The following is a 13,085-nucleotide window of genomic DNA, read 5'->3' on the forward strand; positions in this document are numbered from 1 at the left end:
GAGGGATTCGTAGTGTTTCCCTCAAGCAAGAAGGTCTGCCGGGCATCGGCACCAGGGAGAGAGAACAGGCGCTGACGGGGGCGTCGATCGCTGGCCGGCCATGCCGGATCCGGACGCTTCCCCATTTCGATTATCCCCAAACTCCCGCGCGGACCGGCAAGAGCCGGCCGTCCCGCAGAACCGTCTGCCGATAACGAGAACAATGTTTCCGGAGGAGAGGAGAAATCATGAGTGCAAGGAATTTCAGGAGCCGGCTCACCAGCAGCGTCGCGGTCCCGGCAATCGCCTTTGCGGGGCTGACGGCGACGCCGCTAATGGCGCAGGGCATCAACCCGGACGAGATCATCGTCACCGCCCGTCGTACCGAAGAACGCCTGCAGGACGTGCCGATCTCGATCACCGTGTTCAGCGGCGACCAGATCCAGAAGCGCAACATCGCGGTCGCCTCCGACCTTGCGGTCTTCACCCCTTCGCTCTCGGTCAACACGCGTTACGGGCCTGAGAAATCGACGTTCTCCATCCGCGGCTTCAACCAGGACGCCTCGACCGCGCCGACCGTGGGCGTATACTTCGCCGACGTCGTGGGCGTGCGCGCGCAGGGTGGCACGGCAGGCGGCAACACCGTCGGCGCGGGCGCTTTCACCGACCTCCAGAACGTGCAGGTGCTGAAAGGCCCGCAAGGCACCCTGCAGGGCCGCAACACCACCGGCGGCGCCGTGCTGCTGGTGCCGGCCAAGCCCACCGACCTGCTCGAAGCCTCGATCGAGGGGACTTACGGCAACTACGACCAGAAGCGCGTCCAGGCGATGTTCAACGCACCGCTGGCCGATACCTTCAAGGTCCGCGTCGCGATCGACCGCAACGAGCGCGACGGCTATATGAAAAACCATTCTGGCGTCGGCCCGAAGGACTTCAACGACGTCAATTACTTCTACGGCCGTCTCAGCGTCGTTGCGGACCTGACCCCGAACCTCGAGAACTACACGATCTTCCACTACAGCCGTTCGGACACCAACGGCTATGCTTCGCACTACGAGTTCTGCGATTCCAACCCCGGCGATCCGCGTCAGATCAACCCGGCGACGATCTCACCCATCAACCCGAACGGCAGCAAGTACAGCATCAGCCGCTACTACACCTCGCTGGCCGCCTGCGACCAGATCGCCCGTCAGACCGCGCGCGGCGACGGCCCTCTCGACGTCGATGTGAGCGATCCCGACCCGCGCATGTTCCTGCGCACCTGGCAGGCGATCAACACGACGACCTGGCAAGCCAGCGACACGATCACGATCAAGAACATCGTCAGTTACGGCGAATACCGCGAGCAGAGCCAGTTCCAGCTCTACAGCGACAACTTCACGGTGCCGGACACGGCGATCACCCGTTATTACGCGGCGCGCAGAGGCCCGCAGATCGGCCAGCCGTTCGACTACATCCAGCTCGGCACCCAGCCCGGCCACGATGCGGCCGCAGAATCCACCACCACCGAGGAACTGCAGATCCAGGGGCGCTCGGCCGACGGCAAGTTCAACTTCGTGGTCGGCGGCTATCTCGAATTCAGCCGGCCGCTCGGCTACAACCAGCAACGTACCGGAATCTACGGCAACTGCGTTGATCCGGGGGTCCTGAACTGCTCGGGCGGCCTGCCACTGTCCGACAGCGCCCCGATCCCGGGCACCATCATCTCGGAATCGCGCACGCAACTGGCGTTCGACAACCACGGTGTCTTCGCGCAAGGCACCTATCGCTTCACGGACCAGCTGGCACTGACCCTTGGCGGGCGCTGGACGTTCGACAAGATCGCGGGCTATTCCGAAAGCAATCGCCGCGTGTTCGCCAGCGTGCCCGGTGTCGGCTACGTGCTTTCGAACTGGGTGTGCAACGACAACCTGAACCATGCGACCGTCAATCTGATCGCCAACGGCGGCGACCTGACGGCATGCGGCACGCGGATCACCGTCAAGTCGAACAAGCCGACGTGGCTGATCGACCTCGACTTCAAGCCGACGCCCGATACCCTGATCTATGCCAAGTACGCGCGCGGCTATCGCCAGGGTACGGTGAACTTCACCAATCCGGGGCTGGAGACCGCCCTTCCCGAGAAAGTCGATGCCTACGAGGTCGGCGCCAAGCTGACATTCCGCGGAGCCCTGCCCGGCTATCTCAACGTCGCCGGGTTCTGGAACGATTTCTCGAACCAGCAGGTATTCGGCGCGCTCATTCCCAAGCCCGAAAGCGGATTGGTCGGCGGCTCGGCGATCATCAACGCGGGTAAATCCGTCATCAGAGGCGTCGAGGTGGATGCAGGCGTGACCCCGTTCCAGGGGCTGCGGCTCTCGGCGGGATATGCCTACCTCGACACCAAGCTCAAGGACCTCGTCACGCCCACGCTCTCGGCGGACAGCCCCTTCCTGCAGATCATCCCGCGCGGGCGGATCGGAGGTCCGCTGACCTACTCGCCCAAGCACAAGCTGACGCTCTCGGGCGATTACTCGGTTCCGCTGGGCGACAACATCGGTGAGCTGAACTTCGGGGTGGTCTTCACGTATACGGCCAGACAGTTCGTCGATGGGAACCTGCAGATCCCCGGCTACAGCCTGCTGAACCTCAATGCCGGCATCACCGACGTGGGCGGCTCGGGCTTCGACGTGGTCGTCTTCGCGCAGAACGTCACCAACAAGCACTATCGCACCACGTCGGGCGGCGGCTACGATTCTTCGGGTATCGGCGACTTCATGTACGGCCCGCCGCGCATGTACGGGGTGCGCCTCAAGTACGCCTTCGGGCGCTGATCTTGCACGACACGAACCCCGCGCTACCGAGTGCGCGGGGTTTCGTTACGGCCCTTCGCGGCCGGACCTTGGGCCACGCCGTCGCCGGCGTGGCCCTTTTCATGGGAAGCTAGGCGGCGCCCAGCAATCCGAAGCTGTCGTGCCGCATCACCGCCTTGCCGAGCCGATCGACGAATTGGACAATGATCGGTGGATCGACGCGGCGGGTGATCGACCATAGGTAATAGCCGTAGGTCACGCCTTCACGGTACTGCATCCAGGCGTCCGCTTCGGACGGCATGTCCATTCCGTGCCCGCGCATCATCGAGAGGTACTCGCCCAGCAGGCGGCGCTCCTCGACCTCGGCCACTTCGGTCGGCAGCACCGCGTTCAGGTGATAGGCCACGTCGAGCGCCCAGCCCCCGCGCTGGAGCAGTTGCCAGTCGATCACGCCCATGCCCTCGGGCGTACGGAAGACGTTGCCCGCATGGGCGTCGCCATGGATCATGAACTGCGGCCGCCCGCCGTCGCGCGCGGCGAGTTCCCTGATCGCCGCCGCAAGATTGGCGGCGCTGCGCACGCGGGGCGATAGGTTGTCGCCGCGCGGTCCGTCGAGCAGGTCTTGCAAGGCCTCGGGCGTGACGTAGCTCATCTTCGCTAGGTCCGCCGCGCGCGGGCGAATCCAGTCGGCGCCATCGAGGAAATCGCTGCGCGCATGGAGCAGGGCGAGTTGCTTCAGGCTCTCCAGCGCGTCGTCCGCCGTGAAGGGATCGAGCGCCGAGCAGAACCGCGCGCCATCGACGATGAGGTCGCGCATGATCGTCACGGCCTGCTGCGCCTCGCGGTCGATCACGGTGGCGACGCAATCGGGCACACGCACGGCGATCACGGGCGCGACCTTGTTGTAGAAGTCCGACTCGAGCACGCAGGTCGGCCCGCCGCGCGCGGTCATCGCGTCCACGTCGAGCAGGCCCTTGAGACAGAACCCCAGCCGCTCGCCGTCTTCGAAGGTGACGGCGAAGCGCACTTTGGTGGCGACGGTGCGGATCACTTCGACCTGTTCGACCTGCGCGATGGCGCGCCCGGCCGCGATTTTGCCCAGCGCTCCCGCCAGCCACTGCGGATCGAGCGCCTGTTCCAGCGTCGCCGGAACCGTGACTTGCGGCTGCGCCGGGCGCGGCCTTTCGAGGACTTGAGACATGCCTTTTCCCTTTCCCGATATCTATTCCTTCGGCTTGACCTAATTCGCCATTTCGGTCCATCCTTCGCAATATAGAATTTCATCGGTCAAGCGATGGTAACAGAACGGGAGAGGCCGATGGGCAAGCCGCTGGAAGGCATCAAGGTCGTGGAAGTCGCGATGTGGGCCTTCGTGCCGGCTTGCGGCGGGATGCTGGCGGACCTTGGCGCCGACGTGATCAAGATCGAGCCGCCGACCGGCGATCCGCTGCGGGGGCTTTCGATCGGCGGTCTTGGCGGCGGGAAAATCGACTATTCGTGGGAGAGCTACAACCGGGGCAAGCGCTCGGTGACGCTCGATCTCAAGCAGGCGGCCGGGCGCGCGGTGCTGGACCGGTTGCTGGAGGACGCCGACGTGTTCCTCACCAATCTGCTGCCCCCGGCGCGGCGGACGATGCGGATCGACGAGGAGACGATCCGGGCGGAGTATCCTGGCCTTATATACGCCAGCGGCAGCGCGCTCGGCCCCAATGGCCCCGACCATGAGAAAGGCGGCTACGATGCCATCACCTTCTGGGCGCGCGGGGGCATCTCGTCCTCGCTGACCGAGCCCGAGGCGCCGCATCCGGTAGGTCCGCCGGGACCGGCATTCGGCGATACGATATCGGGCGCGATGCTGTCGGGCGCGATCTGCGCCGCCATCGCCAAGCGGGCGCTGACCGGCGAGGCTTCGGCTGTGGACGTCTCGCTGCTGGGCACCGCCCTGTGGTCGATGCAGCGCTACGTCTGCCAGGCGACGGCGGACGGGGTGCAGAAGTTCCCCAAGCCGCCCGCCGACAAGCCCAACAACGTGCTCGTCAGCAACTACCGCACGGCCGACGGGCGTTTCCTCGCGCTCTGCATGCTGCAGGCCGACAAGTACTGGGCGCCCTTCTGCGAAGCCGCCGGACGGCCCGACCTCGCCGCCGACCCGCGCTTCGCCGACGCCGCCGCACGCAAGGCGAACATCGATGCCTGCTATGCCGAAGTGAAGGCGCTGTTCGCCGGCAAGACGCTCGCCGAATGGAAGGTGATCCTCTCGCGCCAGTCGGGCCAGTGGGACGTCGTGCAGGACGTCGGCGAAATGAAGGACGATCCGCAGGCGCAGGTCAACGGCTACCTCAAGCGCGTGGACTACGGCGACGGCACGCAGATCCCGATGATCGGCCTGCCGATGGTGTTCGACGGCACGCCGCTGTCCTCCACCCGCTCGCCCGACCTCGGGGCGCACAGCGACGCGGTGCTGGAGAGCCTGGGCTACTCCGAGGACGAGATCATCGACCTCAAGGTGCAGGGTGTGGTGTTCTGATGCGCAAGCTGCCGAAGCTGGAGCCGGAAACCGCCTTCTACTGGACTTGCGGAGCGGACGGGCGCTTGCGCATCCAGCGCTGCGGACAATGCGGAACCTACCAGCACCCGCCCTTCCCGCGCTGCTCGGGTTGCGGCAGCGAGGCCGTCGCCCCCGCGCCGGTTTCCGGCAAGGGCCGCCTCGCCAGCTACACGGTGAACCATGAGGCGTGGGTGCCGGGGCTGGACGTGCCCTTCGTGTTCGGCGTCGTCGAGCTGGCGGAGCAGGCACAGCTTTACGTCTTCACCAATGTCCTTGGGAAAGAGGTGCGCATCGGCATGCCGCTGACGGTCGAGTTCGAGCACCACGACGATGTCTGGCTGCCAATGTTCCGGGAGGACAGGGAATGACCCTCCTCCCCGAAAAGCAGGTGTGCATCACCGGCGCCGCGCAGTCCGAGGTCGGCCGTCCCTCCCCCCGCGCCGCGCTGCAACTGACCGCCGACGCCTGCCTCGCCGCCATTGCCGACGCGGGGCTCTCTCCCTCGGACATCGACGGGATCGCCACATATCCCGGCAAGAGCAGCGAAGGCGGGGGGATCGCGCCCGTCAGCCCCTCCGAAGCGGCCGCCGTGCTCGGCATCGAGCCACGCTGGATTCTCGCCTCCGCCGAGGGGTTCAGCCACATGGCGCCGATCTTCAACGCGGTGACCGCGATCGCCTGCGGCCTCGCCCGTCATGTCGTGGTGTTTCGCAGCGTGGCGCAGGCGCAGGCACGGCTGGTGTCGCGCGCATCCACGCTGATGTCCGGCGCGCGTGACCGGGTGGACGGCAACAACGCCTGGACGGTGCCCTACAACGCGCTTTCGCCGATCAACACTTTCGCGCTCTATGCGCAGGCCTATTTCGACAAGTACGGCGCCGACGAGGCGCAACTGGGCGCCATCGCCGTCAACAACCGCGCCAACGCTGCGCACAATCCCAATGCGATCTACCGCAAGCCGCTCACCCTCGACGATTATCTTGCGGCGCGGGTGATCTCCTCGCCGCTGAGGCTGTTCGACTGCGACAGCCATATCGACGGCTCGACCGCGATCGTCCTGTCGCACCGGGATGCGGCGAAGGACTTGCGCAATCCGCCGCTCCATATCGAGGCAATGGGCATGGCCGTGGGCGGGCTGTGGGTTGGCCGCCACGAGGGCGACTTCACCGAACTACCCGCCGCCCACCGCGCCGGAGCGATGCTGTGGGAGCGCACCGACCTCACGCCCGCCGATATGGACTGCGCGCAGATCTACGACGGGTTCTCGATCCACGTGTGGATGTGGCTGGAGGCGCTCGGCCTCGTGCCGAAGGGAGAGGCCTGCCGCTTTACCGAGGGCGGGCAGCGGATCGCACTGGACGGCGAACTGCCGCTCAACACCGGCGGCGGCCAGCTCTCCGCCGGGAGGTTCCACGGCTATGGGCACATCCATGAGGCGACCGTCCAGCTCTGGGGCCGCGGCGGCGGGCGGCAGGTGCGGGACGCGCGGACCTGCATCGTCTCCAACGGCGGCTATGGCTACGGCGCGATGATCCTGCGGCGGGATTGAACTGGCACGTCGTCCCGGACTTGATCCGGGACCGCTGGCGAGGCGACGCCTAACTCGCGTCAAGCCGCAGCGTCGCAGTGGCCCATCGCAAGCTCTCACCTCAAAAGTACCCAGCGGTCCCGGATCAAGTCCGGGACGACGCTACCGCCACCACACCTTGACCGAATCATTCACTAATGCGATAATCAATTCGCAATTTAGAATAATAGGACGGGACGAGAGGAACCGGACATGAGCGAAGCAGATCCCGCGATCCGCACGAATGCGGCCACCGATTGGCAGTACGGCCCGATCTTCGACGCCGACGCGCACATCGATCCGCCGCACGACATGTGGAAGGACTACCTCCCCGCCCACCTCAAGGACCGCGCGCCCTTCATCGACCACGCCGAGGACGGGGACTACATCTGCTTCGAGGGCAACCGCCGCCCCTTCATGATGATCAACAACCAGGCCGGGCGAGAGGGCAAGAACTTCAAGATGAAGGGCCGCCTCGCCGACCAGCGCACGGTCTGGGAGCCCGCCACCCGCCTCGCCGACATGGACGCCGACGGCATGGATGCCGCGCTGCTGTTCGGCGGCGGGCCGCTGGGTTCGTTCGACAACGAACTCTACGTCGCCAGCTACGAGGCGTACCAGAACTGGGTGATGGACTTCGCCTCGGTGGCGCCTGACCGGCTCTATCCCGTCGGCTACGTGCCGATGCGCGACATCGACGAGACTTGCGCGCATGTCACCCGGCTCGCGAAGAAGGGCTTTCGCGCCATCAACCTGCCCGCCTTCCCGCAGAACCCCGACGCCTGGAAGACCTCGTCCGGCATCGCCGCGATGAAGGATGGCCAGGTCTCGGCGCTGACCGGCGACAGCAAGGGCGCGCTGCAATATTCCGACCCGGCGTTCGACACGCTGTGGAAGACGGTGTGCGACCACGGCCTCGTCATCACCTTCCACCTCGGCGCGCGGGTGCCGCGCTTCGGGCAGAAGGAGTTCTTCCTGCCCGACATGCCGATGAGCAAGATGGCGATGGCCGAACCGATCGGCATCTTCATCTTCAACTGCATCTTCGACCGCTTCCCGGACTTGCGCATCGGCAGCATGGAGAGCGGCGTGGGCTGGTTCGCGTGGTACACCGAATACATCACCCGCACCTGGGAACGGCAGCGCTTCTGGACCGAGAGCCAGCTCAAGCATCCGCCCAGTTACTACATGGACCGCAACGTCTACGGCTCGTTCATCCAGGATCGCACCGGCATCCTGAACCGCGACTTGCCGGGCGCGCGGAACATCATGTGGTCCTCGGACTATCCGCACTCGGAGACGACCTTCCCCAAATCGCGCGAGGTCATCCTGCGCGACTTCGAAGGCGTGCCCGAGGCGGACGTGCGCGCGATCATCCACGACAACGCCTGCAAGCTGCTGGGGATCGCCTGATGCTGGACACCCCCACCGCGCCCGAGAACGACGACGTTCTTACCGCCGACGACCCGCTCTACGAGGAACTCTACGACGTGCGCCGCGAGGCTGAGGCGATCGGCAACCTCGTGGAAGTGGCCGAGATAATGCCGCGCATCCACGCGTTGCGCGATGAAGGCCCGGTGCTGAAAGGACGCCTGCGCGAACTGCTCGGCCTGCCGCTGCACGAGCGCCATGCGCGCGCGGCCGGACGTCCGCACTGGACGGTGCTGTCGTTCGAGGCGGTGGAAGCCGCGCTGCGCAATGCCGCGGTGTTCTCCAACTCGGTGCAGGGCCACGACAACCCGGCCGGCGAGAAGACTATGGGCATTCTCGAAATGGACCCGCCGGTCCACCGCGCCTATCGCCGCACCATCCAGCCGCGCTTCAACATGCCCGAGGCGATGGGCTGGTGGCGCGAGCATACCATCGACACCATCATCGAACGCCTGATCGCCCGCATGAGCCGGGCAGATCGCGCCGACCTCAACCTCGACTACTGCGCGCGCATCCCGGTCTACACGATCACCACCGCCATCGGCCTCGACGGCGACGAGGCGCTGCGTTTCCGTCACGCCTACCTCAACTCCACCAGTTCGAGCCGGACGGTGACGATGGAGCAGCGGCAGGCCAACGCGAAGATCGTCGAGAGCACCGTGCTGGGCCTGATCGCGCGCCGCCGTCAGGAGCCGAAGGACGATCTCGTCAGCTTCCTCATCACGATGCAACTGCAGATGCCGGGCGAGGAACCGCGTGCCCTCACCGACCGCGAGATCATGGCGCACGTCAAGCTGGTGATGGTCGCGGGCGGCGGCACCTCGTGGCGGCAGATGGGCATCGCGCTCTACGCCCTGCTCACCCATCCCGAGCAACTGGCAGCGGTGCGCGCCGACCGCTCGCTGGTGGACGATGCGGTGGAGGAAAGCCTGCGCTGGTATCCGACGGCGCCTTACTTCTACCGCATGGTGATGGAGGACACCGAACTCTACGGCCACGCGATCCACAAGGGTGCGGTGCTGGAACTCGGCCTCGGCCCGGCCAACCGCGACCCCGCGCGCTGGGACCGCCCGGACGAATACGACCTGTTCCGGCCGAAGAAGACCAACCTTGCCTTCGGGTTCGGTACGCACCGATGCCTCGGCATGAACGTGGCGCGGGTGGAGATCAATCGCGGCATCAACGCGCTGCTCGATCACTTCCCGAACCTGCGGCTCGATCCCGAAGCGCCCGCGCCGTTCATGACCGGCGGGCTGGAGCAGCAGGGCGTGTCGGGACTACCGGTGTTGCTGCGGTAACCTTACCCCGTCATCCCAGCGAAGGCTGGGACCGCTGGCCGTGTAAAACCCAACCCTCGGCAGGGCGTTTGAACGATAGTTGGCCGTAACAGGCCAGCGGTCCCAGCTTTCGCTGGGATGACGGGAAAGGGTTTCAACTCTCCGCGAACGTATAGGGCTGCGCGGCACGGCGGTAGTCGTCCGCCAGCACGTCGCGCCCGATCGGCGGGACCGAGCGGGCGGTGCATTCCGCACGCTGACACAGACGGCAGGTGACGCCGATCGGCGTCGTCGGCGCGCTCGTCGGGTCCGTACCGCCTGCATAGACCAGCCGCCCCGCCTGCTCCGCCGCGCAGGCGAGCGCCACCGCGCGCACGACCCGCGCACCGCCGTAACCTGCCGCCCCGCCAGTCACCGTGCGCGCGATCGAGAAGAAGCGCTCCCCGCCCGGCAGTTCGAGCCATTGCGGCACGATTTCGCCCGGACGGCGAAACACCTGATGCACGCTCCACAAGGGACACCCGCCGCCATGCGCGGCGAAGGGGAAGCCCGCGCCGTCGAGCCGCTTGGAGACATTGCCCGCCTCGTCCACGCGGATGAAGAAGAAGCCGACGCGCTCCTCCCCCGGCCGCTGCAGGGTGGTGAGGCGATGCGCCACCTGCTCGAAACTGGCGCCGAACAGCGCGCACAGGGCATCGATGTCATAGCGCCGCTGGTCCGCCGCGCGGGCGAAGCGGCCATAAGGCATGACGATTGCCGCCGCCGCATAGCCCGCCAGCGCGCGCAGCAGCAGCGTCGCGGTGGTGCGGCTGGAGAAGCTGTCGGCCCGGATCGTCTGCTTGATCTCGGATCGCAGCGCGGTGTGGGCGATGTGCGTGGCGATCTGGAACGCGCGGCTGGCATGGTCGAGCGTGTCGGCGATCAGCAATTGCTGGTTGTGCCGGTCGAAGCGGCGCAGCGAATCCATGAGCACGTCAGGCGGCAGGAATCGCACGCGCACGGCCTTGGCGGCGAGCCACTCGGTCGCCCCGCCCGCTTTTTCGATCTCGCCCGCCAGTTCCTCGGCGCGGGTGTCGAGCGCATGGAAGTAATTGCGGTTGGCGGCGAGGAAGCGCTGCGCTTCGCGCACGGGTTCGTTCTCGTCCGCCATCGGCCCGGCGGCGCGCTGCTCGGCCAGCGCCTGCGCCTCGCGGGTATAGGCCTGATGGAGCCGCAAGAGCGCTTCGGAGACACCCGGAAAGCTGGTGGCGAGGTCGGCGACCTCCAGCTTGGGCAGGTCGATATCGGCGAAGATCGGGTCGCGCAGCACGTCGGTCAGGCGGCGCGCGTAGCCCTCCCCGTCGTCACCGGCGATGTCGGCGATGTCGAGGCGGTAGGTCTTCGCGAGGCGCAGCAGCATGTCGGCGGTGACCGGCCGCTGGTTGCGCTCCAGCAGGGCGACGTAGCTGGGCGAGATTTCCAGATCATCGGCCATCGCCAGCTGCGTCAGGCCGAGTTCACGGCGCAGACGGCGCAGGCGCGGGCCGAGGTACAGGGGACGATTCTCTGCCATTGCACTCCCTATCCAACACGCGCCCGTCATCCCAGCGAAGGCTGGGACCGCTGGCCGCGCAAAGCCCAACCCTCGGAAGAGCGCCCGGACGATAGTTGGTCGTAACAGGCCAGCGGTCCCAGCCTTCGCTGGGATGACGGGTGGCCTTTACAACCGTTTTGTAACTACCACACAACTTTACAAGGAACATCTGTAAAGTTTGACAACAGCACCTCGCAAGGCATTCCGCCGCGCCGTCACCGCGACTACCTCGGCTCCATCGAAAGCAATCGCATCCGCGAAGAGGAACTGAAGCGTGACCTACCAGAGCAAGATCATCGAAGCCGGTAATACGATCGGCACCGAGCCCCACTGGAACGGGATCGAGGCCGAATCGGTCGCCCGCATGCGCCTGCAGAACCGCTTCCAGACCGGCCTCGACATCGCCCGCTACACCGCGCGCATCATGCGCGAGGACATGGCGGCCTACGATCTCGACCCCGCCAACTACACGCAGTCGCTGGGCTGCTGGCATGGCTTCATCGGCCAGCAGAAGATGATCTCCATCAAGAAGCACTTCGGCACCACCAAGGGGCGCTACCTGTACCTCTCGGGCTGGATGGTCGCGGCGCTTCGCAGTGAGTTCGGCCCCCTGCCCGACCAGTCGATGCACGAAAAGACCAGCGTTCCGGCGCTGATCGAGGAACTGTACACTTTCCTGCGTCAGGCTGACGCACGCGAACTGGGCGGCCTGTTCCGCGATCTCGACAAGGCCCGCGAGGGCGGTGACGAGGTCGAGGCCAAGCGCATCGAGCACGCCATCGACGCCTACGAGACGCATGTGGTGCCGATCGTCGCCGACATCGACGCGGGCTTCGGCAATGCGGAGGCGACTTACCTCCTCGCCAAGAAGTTCATCGAGGCGGGCGCCTGCTGCATCCAGATCGAGAACCAGGTTTCGGACGAAAAGCAGTGCGGCCACCAGGACGGCAAGGTCACCGTGCCGCACGAGGACTTCATCGCGAAGATCCGGGCGGTCCGCTACGCCTTCATGGAACTGGGCGTCGACGAGGGTCTGATCGTGGCGCGCACCGACTCGCTCGGCGCCGGCCTCACCAAGCAGATCGCCTTCACCCGTGAAGCGGGCGACATCGGCGACCAGTACAACGCCTTCCTCGATTGCGAGGAAGTCGAGACGGTGGGCCACGGCGACGTTCTCATCAGCCGCGACGGCAAGCTGCTTCGTCCCAAGCGCCTGCCCAGCAACCTCTACCAGTTCCGTTCGGGAACCGGCGAGGACCGCTGCGTGCTCGACAGTATCCACGCCCTGCAGAACGGCGCGGACCTGCTGTGGATCGAGACCGAGAAGCCGCACATCGGCCAGATCGGCGGGATGGTCAGCCGCATCCGCGAGGTGATCCCGAACGCCAAGCTGGTCTACAACAACTCGCCCAGCTTCAACTGGACGCTCAACTTCCGCCAGCAGGTCTTCGATGCCTGGCAGGCGGCGGGCAAGGACGTCTCGGCCTTCGACCGGGCGCGCCTGATGAGCATCGACTACGACGCCACCGAGCTGGCGGCAGAGGCCGACGAGCGCATCCGCACCTTCCAGAAGGACGCGGCACGCGAGGCGGGCATCTTCCACCACCTCATCACCCTGCCGACGTACCACACCGCCGCGCTGTCGACCGACAATCTGGCCAAGGAATACTTCGGTGACGCCGGGATGCTCGGCTACGTAAAGGGCGTGCAGCGCGAGGAGATCCGCCAGGGCATCGCCTGCGTGAAACACCAGAACATGGCCGGCTCGGACCTCGGCGACGACCACAAGGAATACTTCGCCGGCGAGGCCGCCCTGAAGGCCGGCGGCGCGCACAACACGATGAACCAGTTCGCGGCCTGAGCCGCACCACACTTGAAGGAAGCCGGGGGACAGTCCCCCGGCAACTTGGGGCAGCAA

General features: G+C 66.1%; 9 protein-coding genes. 7 read left to right on the plus strand and 2 right to left on the minus strand.

The window, feature by feature from the left end:
* Positions 1-227: 227 nt before the first annotated feature.
* Positions 228-2,792, plus strand: a complete 2,565-nt coding sequence (locus tag HWN72_RS11685; protein ID WP_008831637.1) for a TonB-dependent receptor — start codon at positions 228-230, stop codon at positions 2,790-2,792.
* Between the two features lie 109 nt (positions 2,793-2,901).
* On the opposite strand, the gene HWN72_RS11690 is transcribed toward HWN72_RS11685, so the two are convergent.
* A complete protein-coding gene (locus HWN72_RS11690; protein WP_211150354.1) occupies positions 2,902-3,972 on the minus strand; it encodes an aminoglycoside phosphotransferase family protein in 1,071 nt (356 codons plus the stop codon).
* 93 nt (positions 3,973-4,065) lie between these two features.
* Between HWN72_RS11690 and HWN72_RS11695 the strand changes: the two genes are divergently transcribed.
* The 5 genes from HWN72_RS11695 (at position 4,066) to HWN72_RS11715 (ending at position 9,615) form a co-directional block, all read left to right on the plus strand.
* A complete protein-coding gene (locus HWN72_RS11695; protein WP_248005965.1) occupies positions 4,066-5,298 on the plus strand; it encodes a CaiB/BaiF CoA-transferase family protein in 1,233 nt (410 codons plus the stop codon).
* Positions 5,298-5,687, plus strand: a complete 390-nt coding sequence (locus tag HWN72_RS11700; RefSeq protein ID WP_008831634.1) for a Zn-ribbon domain-containing OB-fold protein — start codon at positions 5,298-5,300, stop codon at positions 5,685-5,687. The genes HWN72_RS11695 and HWN72_RS11700 overlap by 1 nt, the downstream gene beginning before the upstream one ends.
* The gene (locus HWN72_RS11705) at positions 5,684-6,868 is read left to right on the plus strand and encodes a thiolase family protein (protein WP_036523542.1); all 1,185 of its coding nucleotides are present in this window, start codon (positions 5,684-5,686) and stop codon (positions 6,866-6,868) included. Before HWN72_RS11700 ends, HWN72_RS11705 begins: the two co-directional genes overlap by 4 nt.
* A 231-nt stretch (positions 6,869-7,099) precedes the next feature.
* On the plus strand, positions 7,100-8,299 hold the full coding sequence (locus tag HWN72_RS11710) for an amidohydrolase family protein (protein WP_008831425.1): 1,200 nt from the start codon (positions 7,100-7,102) through the stop codon (positions 8,297-8,299).
* Positions 8,299-9,615 carry a cytochrome P450 gene (locus HWN72_RS11715; RefSeq protein WP_008831426.1) on the plus strand — a complete coding sequence of 439 codons (1,317 nt, stop codon included), beginning with the start codon at positions 8,299-8,301 and terminating at the stop codon, positions 9,613-9,615. Before HWN72_RS11710 ends, HWN72_RS11715 begins: the two co-directional genes overlap by 1 nt.
* A gap of 133 nt (positions 9,616-9,748) precedes the next feature.
* Here HWN72_RS11715 and HWN72_RS11720 read toward each other — a convergent pair whose 3' ends face one another.
* Positions 9,749-11,146, minus strand: a complete 1,398-nt coding sequence (locus tag HWN72_RS11720; RefSeq protein WP_008831427.1) for a short-chain fatty acyl-CoA regulator family protein — start codon at positions 11,144-11,146, stop codon at positions 9,749-9,751.
* A 295-nt stretch (positions 11,147-11,441) separates the two neighbouring features.
* Between HWN72_RS11720 and HWN72_RS11725 the strand changes: the two genes are divergently transcribed.
* Positions 11,442-13,028, plus strand: coding sequence for an isocitrate lyase (locus HWN72_RS11725; RefSeq protein WP_211150355.1), 1,587 nt, complete (start codon positions 11,442-11,444; stop codon positions 13,026-13,028).
* The last annotated feature ends 57 nt before the right edge of the window (positions 13,029-13,085 follow it).

This window comes from Novosphingobium sp. HR1a (genome assembly GCF_015594425.1).
GTDB classification, from domain to species: domain Bacteria; phylum Pseudomonadota; class Alphaproteobacteria; order Sphingomonadales; family Sphingomonadaceae; genus Novosphingobium; species Novosphingobium resinovorum_A.

Excerpts from the sequence above, each read along its gene's own strand:
- HWN72_RS11705 (WP_036523542.1), top strand. The coding sequence starts at position 5,684 with ATGACCCTCCTCCCCGAAAAGCAGGTGTGCATCACCGGCGCCGCGCAG.
- HWN72_RS11720 (WP_008831427.1), bottom strand. The coding sequence starts at position 11,146 with ATGGCAGAGAATCGTCCCCTGTACCTCGGCCCGCGCCTGCGCCGTCTG.
- HWN72_RS11710 (WP_008831425.1), top strand. The coding sequence starts at position 7,100 with ATGAGCGAAGCAGATCCCGCGATCCGCACGAATGCGGCCACCGATTGG.
- HWN72_RS11695 (WP_248005965.1), top strand. The coding sequence starts at position 4,066 with ATGGTAACAGAACGGGAGAGGCCGATGGGCAAGCCGCTGGAAGGCATC.
- HWN72_RS11715 (WP_008831426.1), top strand. The coding sequence starts at position 8,299 with ATGCTGGACACCCCCACCGCGCCCGAGAACGACGACGTTCTTACCGCC.
- HWN72_RS11690 (WP_211150354.1), bottom strand. The coding sequence starts at position 3,972 with ATGTCTCAAGTCCTCGAAAGGCCGCGCCCGGCGCAGCCGCAAGTCACG.
- HWN72_RS11700 (WP_008831634.1), top strand. The coding sequence starts at position 5,298 with ATGCGCAAGCTGCCGAAGCTGGAGCCGGAAACCGCCTTCTACTGGACT.
- HWN72_RS11685 (WP_008831637.1), top strand. The coding sequence starts at position 228 with ATGAGTGCAAGGAATTTCAGGAGCCGGCTCACCAGCAGCGTCGCGGTC.